General features: G+C 68.8%; 19 protein-coding genes and 1 pseudogene. 6 read left to right on the top strand and 14 right to left on the bottom strand.

All coding sequences use genetic code 11. From position 1 onward, the window contains the following. Positions 1–3 precede the first annotated feature (3 nt). Entirely contained in the window at positions 4–783 is a 780-nt protein-coding gene (locus tag GYB83_RS02735) for a COG4705 family protein (RefSeq protein WP_161894040.1), read from the top strand. A gap of 6 nt (positions 784–789) precedes the next feature. Here the strand turns inward: GYB83_RS02735 and GYB83_RS02730 are convergent, their stop codons facing one another. Continuing rightward, on the bottom strand, positions 790–1,710 hold the full coding sequence (locus GYB83_RS02730) for a TIGR03564 family F420-dependent LLM class oxidoreductase (protein WP_161894039.1): 921 nt from the start codon (positions 1,708–1,710) through the stop codon (positions 790–792). 108 nt (positions 1,711–1,818) lie between these two features. On the opposite strand from GYB83_RS02730, the gene GYB83_RS02725 reads away from it, so the two are divergent. Next, positions 1,819–3,039, top strand: coding sequence for an oxygenase MpaB family protein (locus GYB83_RS02725; RefSeq protein ID WP_161894038.1), 1,221 nt, complete (start codon positions 1,819–1,821; stop codon positions 3,037–3,039). 6 nt (positions 3,040–3,045) lie between these two features. Here the strand turns inward: GYB83_RS02725 and GYB83_RS02720 are convergent, their stop codons facing one another. The 4 genes and pseudogenes from GYB83_RS02720 to GYB83_RS02705 form a co-directional block, all read right to left on the bottom strand. Further along, a complete protein-coding gene (locus tag GYB83_RS02720) occupies positions 3,046–3,702 on the bottom strand; it encodes an NAD(P)H-binding protein (RefSeq protein ID WP_161894037.1) in 657 nt (218 codons plus the stop codon). Between the two features lie 47 nt (positions 3,703–3,749). Next, the gene (locus GYB83_RS02715; protein WP_161894036.1) at positions 3,750–4,697 is read right to left on the bottom strand and encodes a hypothetical protein; all 948 of its coding nucleotides are present in this window, start codon (positions 4,695–4,697) and stop codon (positions 3,750–3,752) included. Continuing rightward, positions 4,694–5,217 (bottom strand): annotated as a pseudogene (locus tag GYB83_RS02710) (ImmA/IrrE family metallo-endopeptidase). The gene GYB83_RS02715 and the pseudogene GYB83_RS02710 overlap by 4 nt, the downstream one beginning before the upstream one ends. Positions 5,218–5,238: 21 nt before the next feature. After that, positions 5,239–5,517 carry a hypothetical protein gene (locus GYB83_RS02705; protein WP_161894035.1) on the bottom strand — a complete coding sequence of 93 codons (279 nt, stop codon included), beginning with the start codon at positions 5,515–5,517 and terminating at the stop codon, positions 5,239–5,241. 10 nt (positions 5,518–5,527) lie between these two features. Between GYB83_RS02705 and GYB83_RS02700 the strand changes: the two genes are divergently transcribed. Then, the gene (locus GYB83_RS02700; RefSeq protein WP_161894034.1) at positions 5,528–5,893 is read left to right on the top strand and encodes a hypothetical protein; all 366 of its coding nucleotides are present in this window, start codon (positions 5,528–5,530) and stop codon (positions 5,891–5,893) included. Between the two features lie 147 nt (positions 5,894–6,040). Here the strand turns inward: GYB83_RS02700 and GYB83_RS02695 are convergent, their stop codons facing one another. Then, entirely contained in the window at positions 6,041–6,451 is a 411-nt protein-coding gene (locus GYB83_RS02695; RefSeq protein WP_161894033.1) for a helix-turn-helix domain-containing protein, read from the bottom strand. A 952-nt stretch (positions 6,452–7,403) separates the two neighbouring features. After that, positions 7,404–8,096: a nuclear transport factor 2 family protein gene (locus GYB83_RS02690; RefSeq protein ID WP_161894032.1), complete on the bottom strand. Its 693-nt coding sequence runs from the start codon at positions 8,094–8,096 to the stop codon at positions 7,404–7,406. A gap of 183 nt (positions 8,097–8,279) precedes the next feature. On the opposite strand from GYB83_RS02690, the gene GYB83_RS23800 reads away from it, so the two are divergent. Genes GYB83_RS23800 through GYB83_RS02680 form a run of 3 tightly spaced genes read left to right on the top strand, consistent with a single transcriptional unit; the run spans position 8,280 to position 11,180 of the window. After that, the gene (locus tag GYB83_RS23800) at positions 8,280–8,939 is read left to right on the top strand and encodes an amidohydrolase family protein (protein WP_267130310.1); all 660 of its coding nucleotides are present in this window, start codon (positions 8,280–8,282) and stop codon (positions 8,937–8,939) included. Beyond that, the gene (locus GYB83_RS23795) at positions 8,894–9,598 is read left to right on the top strand and encodes an amidohydrolase family protein (RefSeq protein WP_267130309.1); all 705 of its coding nucleotides are present in this window, start codon (positions 8,894–8,896) and stop codon (positions 9,596–9,598) included. The genes GYB83_RS23800 and GYB83_RS23795 overlap by 46 nt, the downstream gene beginning before the upstream one ends. After that, on the top strand, positions 9,558–11,180 hold the full coding sequence (locus GYB83_RS02680; RefSeq protein ID WP_228461202.1) for an SLC13 family permease: 1,623 nt from the start codon (positions 9,558–9,560) through the stop codon (positions 11,178–11,180). Before GYB83_RS23795 ends, GYB83_RS02680 begins: the two co-directional genes overlap by 41 nt. 7 nt (positions 11,181–11,187) lie before the next feature. Here the strand turns inward: GYB83_RS02680 and GYB83_RS02675 are convergent, their stop codons facing one another. The 7 genes from GYB83_RS02675 to GYB83_RS02645 are packed head-to-tail and all read right to left on the bottom strand — an operon-like array spanning position 11,188 to position 18,042. Then, positions 11,188–11,814, bottom strand: a complete 627-nt coding sequence (locus GYB83_RS02675; RefSeq protein WP_161894031.1) for a TetR/AcrR family transcriptional regulator — start codon at positions 11,812–11,814, stop codon at positions 11,188–11,190. 35 nt (positions 11,815–11,849) lie between these two features. After that, entirely contained in the window at positions 11,850–12,644 is a 795-nt protein-coding gene (locus GYB83_RS02670; RefSeq protein ID WP_161894030.1) for an MBL fold metallo-hydrolase, read from the bottom strand. After that, on the bottom strand, positions 12,641–14,122 hold the full coding sequence (locus GYB83_RS02665; protein WP_161894029.1) for a flavin-containing monooxygenase: 1,482 nt from the start codon (positions 14,120–14,122) through the stop codon (positions 12,641–12,643). Before GYB83_RS02665 ends, GYB83_RS02670 begins: the two co-directional genes overlap by 4 nt. Next, positions 14,119–14,835 carry a dienelactone hydrolase family protein gene (locus tag GYB83_RS02660; protein ID WP_161894028.1) on the bottom strand — a complete coding sequence of 239 codons (717 nt, stop codon included), beginning with the start codon at positions 14,833–14,835 and terminating at the stop codon, positions 14,119–14,121. The genes GYB83_RS02665 and GYB83_RS02660 overlap by 4 nt, the downstream gene beginning before the upstream one ends. Then, positions 14,832–15,617 carry an MBL fold metallo-hydrolase gene (locus tag GYB83_RS02655; protein ID WP_161894027.1) on the bottom strand — a complete coding sequence of 262 codons (786 nt, stop codon included), beginning with the start codon at positions 15,615–15,617 and terminating at the stop codon, positions 14,832–14,834. Before GYB83_RS02655 ends, GYB83_RS02660 begins: the two co-directional genes overlap by 4 nt. Continuing rightward, positions 15,614–17,161, bottom strand: a complete 1,548-nt coding sequence (locus tag GYB83_RS02650) for an AMP-binding protein (RefSeq protein ID WP_161894026.1) — start codon at positions 17,159–17,161, stop codon at positions 15,614–15,616. Before GYB83_RS02650 ends, GYB83_RS02655 begins: the two co-directional genes overlap by 4 nt. Then, positions 17,158–18,042, bottom strand: coding sequence for an SDR family NAD(P)-dependent oxidoreductase (locus GYB83_RS02645; protein ID WP_161894025.1), 885 nt, complete (start codon positions 18,040–18,042; stop codon positions 17,158–17,160). The genes GYB83_RS02650 and GYB83_RS02645 overlap by 4 nt, the downstream gene beginning before the upstream one ends. Positions 18,043–18,181 lie beyond the last annotated feature (139 nt).

Genomic DNA, 18,181 nt, shown 5'->3' with positions numbered 1-18,181 from the left:
GCCATGACCATCACCAGCACAAGTGTCCGCCCCGCAGCGCTCGCGCTCAGCAAGGTCCCGGAAGTGACCGTCTACTTCTGGATCATCAAGATCCTCGCCACCACGGTCGGCGAGACGGCCGCCGACTACGTCAACATGACCCTCGGGTTCGGTCTCAAGTCGACGACCGTCGCGACCCTCGGGCTCCTCGTCGTCGCCCTCGCCGTCCAGATCGGCGTCCGACGCTACATCCCGATCGTCTACTGGGTGACCGTCCTGCTCGTCTCCGTCGCGGGCACCCTCGTCACCGACAACCTCACCGACCGCTACGGCGTGCCGCTGACGACGTCGACCACGGTCTTCGCGGTGCTGCTCGTCGCGGTGTTCGGCGTCTGGTACGCCACCGACCGAACCCTGTCGATCCACTCCATCCACACCCGCCGCCGCGAGTGCTTCTACTGGGCGGCGATCCTGGTGACCTTCGCCCTCGGCACCGCGGCGGGCGACCTCATCTCGGAGAAGTACGCCCTCGGTTACCCGCTGTCGCTGGCCCTGTTCGCGGGCGTCATCGGCGTCGTGGCCGTCGGCCGCTACGTCCTGCGGCTCAATGCGGTCGTCGCCTTCTGGGCCGCGTACATCGTCACCCGTCCGCTCGGCGCGTCGCTCGGCGACCTGCTCACCGCACCCAAGGCCGACGGCGGCCTGGATCTCGGCACCAACAACGTGACCTGGGTGTTCGTCGCGGTCACCGCGATCCTCGTCGGCTACCTCACCGTCTCGAAGGTCGACCGGATCGACGCCTGATCGACATCAGGCGTCGAGGGTGCGCAGAAGCGCGCGCGTCCGTGCGCGGACCTCGGGGTCGCGGTCGAAGAGGATGCCGACGTATTCGTCGACGCCGAACGACGCGAGCTCGCGGATCCGGTCGGCGACGGTCGCCTCGTCGCCGATGATCGCGGCATCGGCGGGACCGGTGAAACCCTCGCGGTCGAGCATCGCCTTGTACGACGGCAGACCGTCGTACATGGCGAACTGCTTTCCGGCCTCGGCTCGGGCGTGGTCGACGGCGTCGGTCACGCTGACCGGCAGCATCGCGACGGTCCGAACCGCGCCCGCGGGCCGGCCCGCGTCGGCTGCGGCCCGCTTCAGTGAGGGGACGATGTGATCGCGCAGCGTCTTCGGGCCGGTCATCCAGGTGACCGTGCCCGACGTACGACGGCCGGCCACCTCGAGCATCTTGGGGCCGAGCGCGGCGAAGTAGACGTCCGGCACCGGGGCGTCGACCATCGAGAGGCGGCCGCGGGTGGTCACGAGGTCGCCTGCCGCGTTCACCTTCTCGCCCGCGAGCAACGGCAGCAGCCCGTCGAGATACTCCTCGGTGCGCTGGACGGGCTTCGAGTACGGCACTCCCCACATGCCCTCGGTGACGACCCGGTGACTCAACCCGAGGCCGAGGTTCAGGCGCCCGCCGATGATCTGGTTGACCGTCGACGCCTGCTGGGCGAGCTTCATCGGATGCTGTGACTGGATCGGGACGACGCTGGTGCCGAACTCGATGTCGGGCACCTCGCGGCCCGCGACGGCGATCGCGGTCAGCACGTCGGGTTCGTTTGGCATCTGCGTCGACCACACGCGGCGGAAGCCCTCATCGCGCAGGGTGGTGAGGTTCTCGATCGCCTTGTCGAGCGACAAGCTCTTCGCATTGATCGTCCAGACGACGCTGACCTGCATGATTGCCTCCGAGATGTGGGGTAGGGGACCGATTCGACAGTACGCGACACGAGAATGAGACTAATTTCCTCTGGTGTCTCAAACGGTTCGGCTCTATCGTCGTCAAGCATGACCGTTGAACTGACAGTGTCGCCGCAGCATCGCCGAATCCGCGATCGGGTCAAGCGGTTCACCCGCTTCGACCTGCTGCCGTCCGACGCGGTGCGCGGCGCATTCGTCAGCGGCCACAGCGACGGCGATCCGGTCGCCGAACGATTCGTCGCGCAGACCTATCACGGTGAGATGGGCAGCGCGAAGGCCCGCGAACTGCTCGACGAGGCGCTCCGCGTCGGCGTCGACAATGTCCCGGACGCACCCGAGTCGATGCGCGAACTGTTCGCCGAGTTCGAGACCGTCCCCGACTGGGTCGACCCCGAACTCATCGAACAGGGCGCCGCGGTCTGGCGTCGCTGGGGATACAGCCTGGGCGCCGTCGGCAACGCCGGAACGATGGACACGTACACCGAAGCGTCGCTCGCCGTTCCGCTGTCGCTGTCCGGCGGGTACGCGGGAGCGTCGGCCCTGCACCGGTATCTGGAGACGAGCCGCTGGTGGCTGGAGGTGTGTCGGCCCGGTGCGGTGCTCACGCCGGGGTCGACCGCCCGCGAGGTCTCCCTCAAAGTGCGGGTGATGCACGTGTCGGTCCGGGCCCGCGTCGCCGCGCACCCGGAATGGCGGTCCGACGTCCACGGCCTCCCGATCAGCCAGAGCGAGATGATGCTGACGCTCCTCGGCGGCAGCGTCGCACCCGCCCTTGGCCTGTTCGCGCTCGGCTTCCTCACCAGCCCCGCCGAGATGCGCGCGGTGCTGCACTTCAACCGCTACCTCGGCCATCTCGTCGGATGCCGCGTCGACGAGATGTATCCGGAGACCGTCGCCGACGGCGTCCGACTCCTCTATTACTTCGACGCGACCCGCAAACACGACTCGGGTCCGCTCGGCCCCGAACTCGTCGAGGGATTCGTCCCGTCGTTCCGGCCCGGACCGTCGGTCCGCGGAGTCGGGCGCGCCCGCGCCCTGGCGCACCTGCACTTGCAGGCCGGATACACTCGCCTGTTCATGCTTCCGTGGAACCGGAAGGACTACCGCCTGCCCAGCGGTCTCCCCGGCCTCGCGTTCCTCGTCGCGAGGGCCCCGTTCGTGGCCGTCGTCGAACTGCTCCGCCGGGTGGTCCCCGCGGTGGACGACGCACAACAGCGCATCGCGGTGAACAGCTGGCGCCGATGGCACGCATGGCATCTCGGCAGCCGCGAAGAGGCCTTCGACGCCTCGAAGGCGCTGCGCCGGTAAGCGGCGCTAGAGGGCGGCGAGTGCGACGGGGATGGGAACCGAACCGTCGGTGAACGGGACGTTCTTGCCGATCGATGCCGAGTCGGCGAGGGCCGCGGCGGCGACGAGCGCGACGTTGGCGCGGGACGTGCCGGGCAGGTTGGACGCGCGGATCGCGGCCGGGTCGATCGTCCCGGACGGCTCGTCGAGAGTCAGGGCTCCCGGCATGAGGACGGTCCAATCGAGGTCCGACTCGCGGAGCGCGACGTCGGCAGCGGCCTTCGCCTCGGCGTAGGGGAAGAACGAGTCGTCCTCCGGGACGCCGTGATCGGTGTTCGCACCGAGATACGAGACCATGACGAATCGCGGGACGTCGGCGTCGGCCGCGGCGTCGATCGTGCGGATGGCCGCGTCTCGGTCCACGGCGTACGTGCGTTCCGGGTCGCCGCCGCCCGCGCCCGCACTCCAGACGACGGCGTCGAAACCGGCCAGGGCGGCAGCGATCTCGGCACGCGAGGAGTTCTCGACGTCGAAGACGAGAGGCGTCGCTCCGGTCTGGGCCACCGCGTCGGCCTGGTCGGGCTTCCGGATGACCGAGGTGACGTTGTCTCCGCGTTCGGTCAACAGTGGGGCGAGGAGCCGCGCGATCTTGCCGTGTCCTCCGATGATGATGATGTCCGCCATGAAACCACCGTACTGAATGCCGCGCATCGTCGCCGAGCGACGGTTCGTTACATCAGTCGATTGAATTCGCGCGCGAGAAGTCGGACCCACGTCCGGTCCGACAGTCCGTCCGGCGCCGTCAAGAGGTCGGGGTCGATCGGCGTCGACTCCGAATCGTGCAGCCAGCGGGCCACCTGACGTGCGCGGTCGACGGGTGAGAGGGCGTCGACGTCGTCGATCTCGACGATGATCACCCCGGCGCCCGCGTGCAGATACAGGCCGTCGAGGATCTGCGACACCTGATCGTCGGCGCGGAGGACCGTGGTGGCCGACGAGTAGTCGGCCGACGCCAACTCGGGGTGGGCGGTCAGGAGCAGCTCCGACAGTCGCCGGTTCACCCGCAGGTCGAAGCGGGCCAGGAACCACGACTCGAGCATCACCGACGTGCACGCGAGGCTGAGGATCACGATCGCCGCCGCCCACAAGTCGGACGTCGGCGTGACGTGCCGGAGATCGGCGATCAGTGTTCCGACGACGACGGCGATCCCCGTGAGATAGACGGCGATCGCTCGTCCGAGGGAGTGCCAGGCGATGTAGCGCACGCCGACGAGCAGCGAGAACAGTCCGGCGGCGACGATGAACACGGTGCTGTACACGACGTGCTTGGTGACGGCGGTGGCGACGATGACTCCGACAGTGAGCAGCGGCACCACGACAGTCAGTCGGTCGATGGCGCGGCGTCGAATCACCGGCCATGCGGCCGCCGCGATCATCGCCGTGGCTGCGGCTACGAGCACCCAGCAACCGACGAACACGATCTCGGGCCGCAGGCTGCCCGGCGGCCCGATGATCACCGCGAGGGTCGGCGTGCGGACGGTGGCCGCGCCCGCGACGGCGACCGCCGCGATGACGACGGAACTACGCGCCAGCGACGGTGGTCGGACGGTGAGTCGCCCGAGCCGGGATCCGACGGCCGCCGCGCACAGGAAGGCGATGATCCAGGTGGCCCACGTCATCCAAGGGCCTCGTCGTATCGCAGCAGCGGACGCAGCGACTGGCGTCGATCGAGCTGACCGAGCCGCTGCAGGAGGCGTGCGGCGAACGCCTCGGCCTCCCACTCCTGCAATTCGAGGGTGTCGTCGGGTGTCGTCTCCACATCGGTCGGCTCCTCGCCGCGCAGCATGTAGGCGATCAGGTCGTCGTCGGCGGCGAGCGACGCGTCGTCGGCCGCGGTACCGGGGTGACGGAACACGACGTGCCCCAGCTCGTGCGCCAGGGTGCGGGCCTCGCTCGGCAGCGAGCGTGCGAGGACGATCTCGTCGTGATCGTCGTACTCGCGGCGCTGTCCCCACACACCGGGCGCGAGGTCGTCGACGGCGACGGTCACCGTCCGACCGCGTGCTTCGCGACGGCGTGGACGATCTCGAGCAGTGAATTGGCGTGCTTCTGTGCGGCGACGTCGAGCACCGCGTCGACCGCTGCGTGGACGCGGCGGTGCGACCGGCGCACACGGGGGGACTCGCCGTTGTCAGACATCGAACGCCATCGTAGGTCAGATCAGATGAATTCTGCCCGGGCGGCGTTGATTCGTGCACGTCCGGCGCGGGCGGATCGGAGGGTGAGGCCCGCGGTCCCCGCGGCGACGGCGAGGATTCCGCCGACGCCGACGGCGGCGCCGATGTACTGACCGAGGGTGGCGGACGTGGGACCCGGCCCGGAGCTCGGCGGTCCGCCCACGCCGACGGGGGCGGCGACGACGTCGTGCGAGTCGTCGTCGGACGACTCGGACGGGGCCGTGGGCCTCGAGGCGGCGGGCGGTGTCAGCGGCGAGTCCACAGTCGGAACGGTGACCGTCCGCGGCGAGGAGGTCCGGGGCGTCGCCGGGCGCTGTCGAGGAACGGTGCCGGGGGCCGTGGCGCGCGGCGGCGTCGTCCGCGGGCCGGACGCATCGGTCCTGGTCGTGGGCGAACTCGGAGAGGTGGGAGACGTCGGTGACGTGACCGTGGGCGACGTGGGGCTCGGTGACGTGAAGGTGATGGTCGGCGCCGTCGGAGTGGTGTCGGACGGGCTCGTCGTCGTGGGGTCCGTCGTCGTCGGATCCGTGGTGGTCGGATCGGTCGTCGGGTCCGTGGTGGTGGTCGGGTCCGTCGTTGTCGTCGGGTCAGTGGTGGTAGGACCCGTGGTGGTGGGCGGAGTCCAACAGCCGTGGTGATGGTGGCAGTGCCCCCAACCGCCGTCCGGGTGGGCCCCGGCGATGGTCGGGGCGGCGAGCGGAACGCACACGGCGATGGCGGCGGCCGCCAGTGGCGCCGCCGCCCGCCAGATGTTCCGCCTCCGCGTCATCGTCGAGGGACGTTCGTCATTCGTTGGGCGTGGCGGGGAGGCCCTCGCCACGGCGCAGCTTCTCCGCCATCGCGGTCAGCATCTCCTGCGACTCCTCGGAGAGGTCGAACGCGCGGGCCGACAGGCGGCGGAGTCCGCGCCCGCGGAGCTGGGAGAGGACTTCGAGGTCGTGGTCGATCTTCGCCGCGTACACATCGTCGTAGAAGTAGTCGGGCTGCACCTTGAAGAACTTGGCGAGCGCGACGACGACCTCGTGCGACGGGTTGGTGCGGTGCCCGTTGCGCAGCTGCGACATGTAGGGCTTGGAGATCGAGTGACCCGCCGACGTCAGCGCCGCGACGACCTCAGAGTTGGTATGCGGACGACGCCCCGGAGGGTGCACCGTCTCGAACAGTCGGTTCAGCCGATCTGCAAAGCCGTTGTCCATTTCGCCTTCCGGTCGGGTCGTTCGGTCGCGGTCGTCGGGCTGTTGTAACGCTCCGACAGTGTGAACCGATTGCAAGCAGCTATACCGTACCACCGTTCTGGGCTCCTGCAAAAGCTTAGGCAACATCTGGGCAATTCGTCAGCGACACGAAGCCGAGAGGTGAAATAGCACGTCAGCGTGCAGAAACAGCATGGGATCGCCACCGTCGGCCACATCGGGTGATGTAGTGGCTAAGAAGGCTCGTTCCCCGTGGCTCCGGGTGGGCACTGTCTGGGCCGGTGGAGATCGCCTGTGACGTCTGACGAGGACGGTGCTCCTCGTCTGCGGATTTCGCCACAGCTGCCGGTGCATTCGGCACTGCTGAACGTGTGCTTGGCACGGTTTGTGCCACGTCGTCGGCGGGCGGATGTGCAGAACGGCGGCGGCTGGTCCCCCCACGGAACCGGCCGCCGCCGTCTGCCTCGAATCTCTTCGAGGCCTAGGTATCGCATCAGCCGAACGACATCACGCCGATTCGACACCCCTCGTTTGACACCTTCGTCCCGGACCTCCCTCGGGGGCACGGAGTTACCGTAACGCAAACTCTCCCGGGCCGCTAGTCGGTGCGACGATTTGTCCGGAAAAATTCTGAACACTGATCGTAAGTCCAGTTCAGCAGCCTTCGTGTCCGGTCGATCTGACGTCCCCTGAGGCGGTGGACGCAATCTGTTCCACTGTTTCAGTTATCTTCTGACCAATCGGTAACCGCGAAGTTGCGGCATGGGCGCGGAGTGCGGAGGCGGTGTGTGCGGTCGCCTCGTCGGCCATCTGAACGGCCGACACGAAGGGGTGGGGTGACGTTGTCTGAGGCCGTGAGTCCCACGTCAGGCCCTATCGATCGACGGCGATCCGAACGCGTAGGCGAATGTGTTTCGTCTCGATCCGATACGTAATCGAGTCGATGTGCCGACCGTTAGCTGTCGTGTTCCCGCTGCTCGGCGAAGAGTCGGTCGCCGGTGATCGACCCCTTGGCGAACTCGATCATGGCGACGGCGTGCTCACCGCCGCGCCGCATGCTGACGGTGACGAAGTTCCCGGCCGCGATGCATTTGCCCGCCGTCCAATCGGGGTGCTTCGACTCGAGGTGCTCGACGGCTTTGCGCTTGTGCGCGGCGCCGACGCGCACGAAACCGCGCGCGAATCCCGCCGTGCCTGCCAGTCCTTGATTTCGTATGAGGAGTGTCGACAGTCGCAACGACACCGGCGCGGACGACACGCCCGTGCCGAGCATCTGGCCGACCATCGCGGGGAGCTCCCAATGCGCGTGCAGGCTGGCGATGCGATCCGGCGACGCCATCTCGTAGCGCAGGTGGGCGGGCACGAACAGGGTCACCGCGTCGCTCATCGTGATCTCGAGCGTCAGATCGCGGACGACGACGTCGTCGCACACGATGTCGTGCTCCGGATGGAAGGTCACGGTGTTCGGGGCGATGAAAGTGTCGTAGAAGCGGCCGAGTCGGTCCCGTCCGCGATGGGGCGCCGAGCCCACCGGATCGTTCACCACGCCGCCGTCGGTGAACACGTCGAGCCACGCCTGCTTGTCGTGTGCGGCGACGGCGGCCGGTGATCGTTCGGCGGTGGCGAGCAGTGTCTGGCGGCGGCTCATGGTCGGCTCCTCGTCGGCAGTCAAGACTGAAACGTGTTCTATTTATGGTCGTTTTCAATTCTGGCATGAAGCTTCCGCGTCGGCTGCGCCGCGAGCTCTCGGGGTTGCGTCGACGGCCTGCTCCGGCGCTCCGGCCGTGCAGTTCGCTGACGAGGAGCATCGACGGAAGGATAGAATTGAACAATGTCCATAAGCATCGCCATCACAGATGTCACCGTCGTCACCGGCGACGAATCCGGGACCGTTCACGAAGGCTGGACCCTCCTCGTCGACAGTGACGGGACCATCGCGTATGCGGGTCCGGCCGCCGACGTGCAGATCCCGGTCGACGCCAAACACCTCGACGGCGTCGGCCGCTTCGCCATGCCCGGCCTGATCAACGCTCACGCGCACCTGTTCGCGGACGGCAGGCCGCTGTCGAAGATCGCGCTGCACCCGGCGACGTCGAAGATCGCCGCGTTCCTCGCCAAGGGGCCGCTCGGCGGCGTCATGCTGCGCAAGCGGGTGCGGATGAACGCCCTCACTCAGCTGCACACCGGCGTCACCACGCTGCGCACCGTCGGCGACGTCTCGTACGAGGTCATCGGCCTGCGCGATCAGATCGACGCGGGTGAACTCGTCGGGCCGCGGATTCTGCCGTCCGGTCCGCTGATGGCGATCACCGGCGGCCACGGGGCTCCGATGATCGCGCACATCGCCGACGACGTCGACGCGGCCCGCAAGTGGACCCGCGAGAACCTCGACCACGGCGCCCGCGCCATCAAGATCGCCGCGACCGGAGGCGTCAGCGACGCCAAGTGCATCGGCCACGCCGGCACCCCGAGATGGACGTCCCGTCGATGACGGCGGTCTGCGAAGAGGCCCACGCCCGCGGCGTGCTCGTCGCCGCGCACGCGCAGAGCGTCGAAGGCGTCCGCAACGCTCTGCTCGCGGGCGTCGACACCATCGAGCACGGCAGCTCGATGGACGAGGAGACGATCGCGCTCTACAAGGACAACCCGAAGTCGCTGCGCGGCTGGTCGGCGATGATCCCGACCCTGCAGGCGTGCATGCCGCTGGTCAAGCTCGACCAGTCCGTCACCAGCGCGAACGACGTCGTACACGCCAACGCGGTCCTCGTCCTCGACGAGATGGTCGCGGGCATCGCCGCGGCGCGCGAGAACGACATCCCGATCGGCATGGGCACCGACTCGGCCGTCACCTACGTGACGCACGCCAACACCTGGCTCGAACTCGAGTACCTGGTCCGCTTCGGTGGATTCACCATCGCCGAGGCCGTCAACACGGCGACCGCGGGCAATGCGCGGATCCTCGGAATCGACGACGTCACCGGTTCGCTCGAGGTGGGCAAGTCGGCGGACGTCATCCTCCTCGACCGCAACCCGATGGACGCACTGTCGGCGTTGCGTCAGCCGCGCGCCGTGATCGCCCACGGCCACCTGATCGAGAACCCGGTCATCGATCGCATCACCGAGATCGACGACCAGCTCGCCTCCATCTGACCAGGACACGAGAAAGGCACTCCCGATCGACCCGATCATCACCACCTCGATCGTTCTCGTCTGCGCGATCGCCGTCTTCATCTGGAACCGCTTCTCGCCCGGCATCGTCGCGCTCGGGGTGACGCTCGCGTTGTACTTCACGCACACCGTCACCTTCGAGCAGGCGATCGCCGGGTTCGGCGATCCCATCGTCATCTACCTCGCCGGTCTGTTCGTCGTCAGTGAAGCGCTCGACGCGACCGGTGTCACGGCGTGGGCCGGGCAGCAGCTGATCCGCCGCATCGGTGAGAGCCGCACGGCGACCCTCGCCGCGATGATGCTGCTCTCGGCGGCGTTGACGGCGCTGATCAGCGTCAACGGAGCCGTCGCCGCGCTGGTGCCGGTCGCGGTGATGCTCGCCGTGAAGATCGGACAGCCGCCGTCGCAGATGCTGATCCCGCTGGCCTTCGCCGCCCACGCGGGCTCGATGCTGACCCTGCTGGGCACGCCGATCAACCTGCTCGTGTCCGACCTGGCCGTCGACGCCGACGCGCGTCGCCTCGGCTTCTTCGAGTTCGCCCTCGTCGGTGTGCCGCTGCTCGCGGGCGTCATCGCGATAGCCGTGTTCCTCGGTCCTCGGCTGCTCCCGCACCGCAGCCCCGCGAACGCCCCGCGCGACCTCGGCGACTACGCCGAGACCCTGGCGGGACAGTACTCGCTCGATGCGGGCGACGCGTCGCTCAGTTACGAGGACGGTGTCACCGAGATCGTCATCCCGCCGCGATCGCCGTTCCTCGGCGACGAGGTGTACCCGGGCATGCGCACCGAGTCGGGCGACCTGATCGTCGTCGCCGTCAACCGCGGTGGGGAACACCTCGACAAGGCCACGCTGCGCGTCGGCGACGTCCTGGTGATGCGCGGCGCGTGGGAGTCGCTGGAACGCCAGGCCGCCCATTCCGGGGTGCTCGCCGTCGACGCCCCCGACCAGGTGAAACGACAGTCCGTGGTCCTCGGACGCAGCTCGTACATCGCCGTCGCCGTCCTCATCGCGATGTGCGTGATGCTCGCGGTCAACGTGGTGCCCGCGTCGATTGTCGTGATCGCGGCGGCCGTCCTCCTCGTCGGACTGCGGGTGATCACGTCGAGCCAGGCGCAGTCGTCGATCTCGCTGACCACGTTGTTCGTGGTCGCGGGCATGATTCCGCTGTCGACGGCCCTGCAGACCAGCGGCGCGGCCGACAAGATCTCGTCGACGCTCGTCGATCGTCTCGGCGACTCGTCGCCCTACCTGCTGCTGGCGGCGGTGGTCGTCATCGTGCTGATCCTCGGACAGTTCCTGTCGAATCTCGCGACGGTCCTCATCGTCGCGCCGGTCGCGGTCGCCATCGCCCAGGACGCCGGCGTCTCACCGCTTCCGATGATGATGGGCATCACCGTCGCGGGCGCGGCGTCGTTCATGACTCCCGTCGCCACGCCGGGCAACCTGATGGTCGCCGAGCCGGGCGCGTACAAGTTCGGCGACTACTGGAAGCTCGGACTCCCGTGCCTGCTGCTGTTCGGCATCGTCGCGATCTTCGTGGTCCCGCTGATCTGGTCGTTCTGACACACCCTTACGCGCGGGGCGAGATGCGAAGGCTGCGGGCGAGGGACTCGGCCGAGAATGCGACGGCCTCGTCCCACGACACGGGCAGGAATTGGCTGCGGGCCGACGCATAATGGTTCGCCAGCCCGCGCATCGACGACCAGAGGAACGTCATGGCGAGCGGGATGTCGCCCTCGTACCCGAAACGGACGAGCGACGACGACAGCGTCGTCACCATGCGAGCCGTCGCCCGGCGCAGTTGCTCGACCACCTCGGGCTGGAGCTTGTCCTCGTCGGTGACGAGGCTCAACGCGTCGAACTGTCTGCCGAACAACAGGTATCCGTCGCGGTACATGGTCGCGGTGACGATGAACGCGTCCACGGCGTCCTCGGCCTCCGCGACCTTGGGCTCGAGTTCGGCGAGCATGGCTTCGAGCCGCTCCGCGAAGACGGCGATGAACAACGACTCCTTGTTGGTGTAGTACGTGTACACGGCGCCGAGACTGATGCCTGCGCCGGTCGCGACGTCGCGCATGCGGAGCGCGTCGTATCCACCCGAGACGAGCAGCGACTCGCCTGCGCGGAGAATGTCGGCGCGGCGCTGCTCGCGGTCGCCCCAGCGCGTGCCGGGCGAATCCTGGGGATCGGAAGTCATGTGTCCATCCTGCACTGTCCGTGCGGTCCGCAATGTCACGTGTCGTCTGACACGGCGCTCTCGTCGAGCTGCGCGCTGTCGTGCGCGCACACGATCCGTATCGAATCGGCGTGTCGTTCATGCAGGTCAGCGAGCCGTCGTCGAGTGTCGCGGGCGGTTCGTGGCTGCCGCGCCGATCCGAACTGCGCGATCGCCAACGATCGGGGGACACGTCCGCCTCGTATGACGTTTCGGTGATAGAAGGCATCACCGCCATGCAGCAGCCAACGCTCGCCGTCGCGAATCGCGACGCCCATGTGGCCCGCGGTGTGGCCGGGAAGCGCCACGTAGGCGATGTCGTCGCCGAAACCGTCGAGCGCGGTCGCTGCGAACCCGAACCAGTCGTCGGGTGTCTGTGCGTACGCCCTGACGTCGTCGGGATGCCGCGTCCGACGCCACGGACGGTAGCGGACGGCGGGCGAGCGTCCGGGTTCGGAGTCGGCGTTCGCGAACTCGCGTGCGCTGACGTGCAGGCGAGCCCCGGGGAAGTCGTCGATGCCGCCCGCGTGGTCGGAGTCGAGGTGTGTCATCACGATGTCGGTGACGTCCGACGCGGCGAACCCGTGAGCCGACACCTGGGCGAGGGCCGTCTCCGCCATCGAGAAGTCCGGGCGGATGACACGCGACAGGGGAGTCCCGATACGGCCGGCCGGATCCTCGACGTCGCGCACGCCGAGACCGGTGTCGACGAGCATGAGTCCCCTGTCGGTCTCGACGAGCAGGACGTGACAGACCATCCTCATCCCGCCGATCGGGTGCATGGTGCCGCAGTTCAGGTGGTGGATCGTCATCGGGTCGCTCCGTGCGTGGTCATCGGGGATCGGGTGAATCGGTAGTGGTCCGTGCGGTGCTCGGCGAGCATGCGGGTGAGCGTTCGGCGATCGTACGGCCACAGGTCGACGTCGCCCGCCGGGGTGAGGTACCAGGAGTCGCAGCCGGTGGCCCACACCGTCGGGCCCATCGCCGTGTTCGCCTCCGCGAGGAACTCGTCGGTCGCCTCCTCGGTCACCTCGATGGTGTCGAAGACGCCCGCGGCGAACTCGTCGAGTCTGTCGGCGATGGCCTCGGCGGTCCGTTCGGCCGTGTACTGCAGCGAGATGGACCCGGTGGGGGAGTTGGGGCCCAGGACGGTGAACAGGTTGGGGAAGCCGGGGATCGCGGTGAGCCGGTAGGCGCGCGGACCGTCGGCCCACACGTCGTCGATGCGCACGCCGTCACGTCCGCGCAGGTCCATGGGCCGCATGTAGTCATGTGCGCGGAATCCGGTTGCGAGGACGATCACGTCGAGGGGATGGTGGACGCCGTCCCCCGTGGTGATCCCGGTCGCGGTCACCTCGCGGATCGGAGCGTCGACGAGGTCGGCGTCCACCGACTGCAGCGCGCGGTAGTAGCCGCCGGAGAGGACCTGCCGCTTGCACATCGGCTCGTAGTCGGGCGTCAGGGCGGCTCGGGTGCGGCGGTCGCGCACCTGCACCGCGAGCGAGGCCCGCGCGAACTGCTGCAGCGCTCGCCTGCGCCAGCTGGGGACCGTCGTGACGTCGGCGAGGAATCCAGACCCGGACAGCAGGGCCCGGTACAGCGCGGACCGAGCGGCGGGGAAGCGGGTGAGCACCGCGGTGAGCAGGCGTGACTGCTTGAGATCCATCGGAGCCCACATCACCCATTGCGGCGACCGCGTGAAGTGCAGGACCCGGGATGCGAGGCCCTGCAGGGCCGTCACCAGCTGGACGCCCGTCGAGCCCGACCCGATGACGGCGACGCGTTCGCCCTCGATGCGCAGGTCGGCATCCCACCGGGCGGAGTGGACGACCGGCCCGCCGAATGTGTCGAGACCGGGGATGTCCGGGACGTTCGGATGATGCAGGACGCCGGTCGCCATGACGACGAAGTCGGCGACGAAGGTCCGGCCGTCGGCGAGCGTGACGGTCCACTCGTCGTCGGCGAACACTGTCGAGACGACCTCGGCGTCGCAGATCAGCCGGTCTCGGAGCCCGAGGTGATCGATCACGTCGTTCACGTACCGCTTGATCTGCGGTCCGGTCGCGAACACCCGTTCCCAGTCGGGTTTCGGGGCGAACGCGAACTGGTACAGGTTGGACGGGACGTCGCAGGTCAGACCGGGATAGGTGTTCCAGTGCCAGACGCCGCCGGCCTCGTCGCCCTTCTCCAGGATCGTCACATCGTCGAAGCCTCGGCGGGCCAGGACGTGTGCGGTGGTGATGCCGCCGATGCCCGCACCGACGACGATGACTCGCGGTGACCTGGTCATGACGCGCGCTCGCCGAATCGGGCGTCGAAGAACGCGAACACGCGGTCCCAGGCGTCCGAGGAGGCGTCCTCGTCGTAGGCGAAGCCCGTCACCCGCAGCAACGACTGCGGGACGTCCATCTGGTTGGCGAAACTGTGTCCGACTCCTGGGTAGGTCTTGGTGTCGTGGTCGACGCCGTTCTTGTCGAGAGCCTTCGCCAGGCGCTTCTCGCCGCGGATGAGGATCGGGTCCCGCGAGCCGAACGACGCGACCACCGGGCACATGTCGGGACCGGCGAATCCGTGGGTGAGGACGGATCCGTAGAACGGTGCGGCCGCGGCGTACTTCTGGTCGGCGACGAGGAGTGCGAACCCGCCGCCCATACAGAATCCGGTGACGGCGACGTCGCCGGTGCACGAGGGCGTCTCGGCCAGCGCGATGCGCGCCCGCTCGATGACCTCGAACGACCGTCCGCGCCGGGTGGACAGCGACCCGAGTGCGGAGACGACGCAGGTCAGGCGTCGTCGTCCGCCGACGGTGAACAGCAGCGGCGCGAGCGCGACGTACCCGCGGTCGGCGATGATCCGCAGGTTTCGCTCGATGTCGGGTTCGGCTCCGGTGATGTCGTGGATCAACAGGACGCCGGGCAGCGGGCCGGAGGCGGAGTCGGGCAGGGCGATCAGTGCTTCGAACGGTTCGTCGCCGGGGACGACGATCTTCTCGACGGTGGTCATCGGTCGTGCTCCTTGACTGGGGGTCGCAGGGTGAGGGGCAGTCGCATCGGAATGCGATGCGACGACATCAGGTGGACGTCGTCTCGGGCGGCGAGCCGGGCGAGTGTCGCCAGGGTATGTCGTTGCGCGGCCCGGTCGGCCGCGGTGAACCGCTCGTAGAATCCGAGGGGGAACGCGGCGGGCGTCCCGCTGCGCGGGTCGGCGTAGCTCGCGTCGCCGGTGTGCAGCAACCACGTCCCGTCGTCGAGACGGACGGCGACGCCGCAGTGCCCGGCGGTGTGCCCCGGCAGCGGGACGAGGACGATCCCGTCGAGAACCTCGGTGCAGCCGGGGACGCCGAGCCAGTCGAGGTCGCCGTCGTGCGGGCTCCAGCGGGGACCGTGGTCGAAGAAGCGCGTCCGGTACGACACGCGGGCGCGCAACGACGAGCCGGTGGCGACCGCGAGTTCGGTGGCGCTGACATGCACGGTCGCCTCGGGGAAGTCGCAGACGCCCGCCGCGTGCTCGCTGTGCAGGTGAGTGAGGACGATGTCGCCGACCTGGTCGGGACCGACGCCGATCGATGCGAGACGGTTCACCAACGCGGAGTCCGGGCGGTCGGGGAGACGCAGGAAACGCGCCTCGAAACCGATCATCGAGGGGTCGGCGAAGACCGCGGCGGGAAAGCCCGCGTCGACGACGGTCACCCGCTCGTCGTCGACGATCACCAGTGCCTGCGTGGGCACTTCGCCGCCGAACGGTGGACGCAGCGGCGCGACGTCGAAGAGGTGGACGGTGCTCATCGGGCTTCCTCTCCCACGAGGCGACGAACCGCCGCACGGTCCACCTTCCCCGCCGCGTTGCGCGGGATCTCGTCGACGAACCGGATCTCGCGTGGGCGCTCGTATCGGGAGACCCGCGTGGAGAGGTGATCGATCACGTCGTCGGACGTCAACGACCCCCGCGAGACGACGAGCGCGGTGAGCCGCTGACCGAACCGGTCGTCGGCCACCCCGAATGCGCAGGCGTCGACGATTCCGTCGTGTGCGGCGAGCGCGTTCTCCAGGGCTTGCGGGTACACGTTCTCGCCGCCGGAGACGATCATGTCGTCCTCCCGTCCGATCACGTGGAGTCGTCCGTCGCCGTCGAGTCGCCCCAGGTCGCCCGTCGAGACGAGGCCGGCGACGGTGTCCTTGCGGGCGCCTCCGACGTACTCGTCGACGGCCGACGCGCCGCCCGCGAACACTCGTCCGGTGGCTCCGGTCGGGACGGGTCGTCCGTCGTCGCCGATCACCGCGATGCGCACACCCTCGATGGGTTTGCCGACGGTGCCGGGGCGCGTACGCAGGTCGTCGGGGGTGGCGAGGGTCGCCAGCGCCACCTCGGACGAGCCGTAGCCGTTGTACAGCACGTCGCCGAACCGCTCGGTGAATCGCGCGGCCGTGATCGGGGAGAGCGCGGAACCGCCGCTGAGAACGACGGGCGGGGTCTTCGCATCGGCGGGCAGATCGGCGTCCAGGATCCGGGCCAGCATGGCCGGGACCACCATCAGCGCGTGCGCCTCGTGGCGTCTGCACAGATCGATGGTCGCCACCGGATCGAAGCGTTCGCGCATGACGGCCGTCCCGCTGAACGACAGTGTCAGGCCGAGGACCGCGAGGCCGAACGCGTGGAACATCGGGACGGCGATCATCGTCCGCATGCCGCAGCGGAGCCGCGTCCGGGCGAGCACCGTCGTCACCATGCCCAGGAGCGCGCCGATGTCGGGGTCGCGAGGCACACCGCGCGGGTTGCCGGTGGTGCCCGACGTGAGCAGGACGAGCCGTCCCTCGCGGGGCACCGACGGGAGGGCTCCGTGCACGGACCTCATGCCGGGGTCGGCGACGGGCACCCCGGTCGCGGACACGATGTCGGCGAACTCCGCGGCGGCGATCACCAGGGACAGTCGTTGCTGGGTGGCGGCGGCGTCGAGGGCGGCGCCGCGGAAGTCGGTGTTGAGCAGCACGACGTCGGCGCCGAGCCGGGCCGAGGCGAGCAGCGCGATCACGAAGTCACGGCTGTTGCGACACATCACGCCGACGCGCGAGCCGGGGCCGATCCGGTGAACGTCGGCCAGTGCACGTGCGGCGTCGTCGGCGGAGTCGACGAGTGCGCGGTAGGTGAGGGGACCGTTGTCGTCGCGGAGCGCCACGCGCATCGGCCAGCGGGCCGCCGAGAGCCGGACCATCCGGCCGAGTCCGGACGGGACGGCCGTTCCGGACCGGATCATGCCGATCGCGGTCGACGGGCGGGGCGGGGTCAGGATTCCGGTGCGCCACAGCGTCGACGCGACGTGCGTGGCGTTCATCGGCTGACAACTTCGCCGCGGGCGCTCGCGGAGTCGGCCGAGTGCCGGAGACTGCGGGAGTAGAGCGCGGTGACCAGGCGATCTGCGGCGATGCCCGACAGTTCGGTCGGACGCACCCACCACGGCGCCAGCCTGCGAGGCCTGCGGGTGAGACCGGCGGCGACCACGTCGGCGGCGTCGTCGGGGTCGAGTCCGGGGAGTCGGCGCATGATCGGCGTCGGTGCACTCATCCGGGTGCGGATCAACGCCATGTAGATGGACGTCACGTCGATGCCGTCGGCCGCCAGCTCGGGTTCCACGCTGCGCACCCACGTGTCGAAGGCGCCCTTGGACGCCTGGTAGGCGCCCCATCGGGGGCCGGGTGGAATCCGGACGCCGATCGTCGAGACGTTCACCAGGTGACCGCCGCCCGCGTCCCGCATCGCCGGAAGCAGGCCGAGCATCATCCGCACCGGGCCCAGATAGTTGACGGCCATCGTCCGCTCGAAATCCTGTGGGCGGTCGTACTGCAGCGCCAGCGACCGTCGGATCGACATGCCCGCGTTGTTGATCACGATGTCCGGAGCGCCGTGTGCGTCGAGCATTCGGTCGGTGACGGTCGTGACGGAGTCGAGGTCGGTGAGGTCGAGCGCGTGGGTGTGGGCCCGCGGGCCGATCTCGGCGGCGAGTCCGTCGAGGCGGTCGACGCTGCGTGCGGCGAGGACGACCGTCGCCCCGGCGTGGCCGAGCGAGCGGGCGGTCGCTTCGCCGAGTCCGTACGACGCCCCGGTGATCAGCACGGTCTTGCTCTCGACCGCAGCGCGCAGTCGTGCTCGGTCGGTGTCGCGTCGTGGGCTGGCGAGGCGGTCCGCCAGGTTCGGTCCGCGGGATGGGAAGCTCATGCCGACTCCATTCTGAACGACGTTCATTTTATGAACTGAGTTCAGAATGGCGATGTCACCTGAATTTGTCAACCGTCGATGACAAGGTTCACGGGCGATCGGCGCGTTCGGTGCAGAGCGCGGCCTCGCTCGGGTCAGG

This window comes from Gordonia spumicola (assembly GCF_009932475.1).
GTDB classification, from domain to species: domain Bacteria; phylum Actinomycetota; class Actinomycetes; order Mycobacteriales; family Mycobacteriaceae; genus Gordonia; species Gordonia spumicola.
The sequence above is the reverse complement of the archived record's forward strand: the minus strand, read 5'-3'. Positions and strand labels throughout refer to the sequence as shown.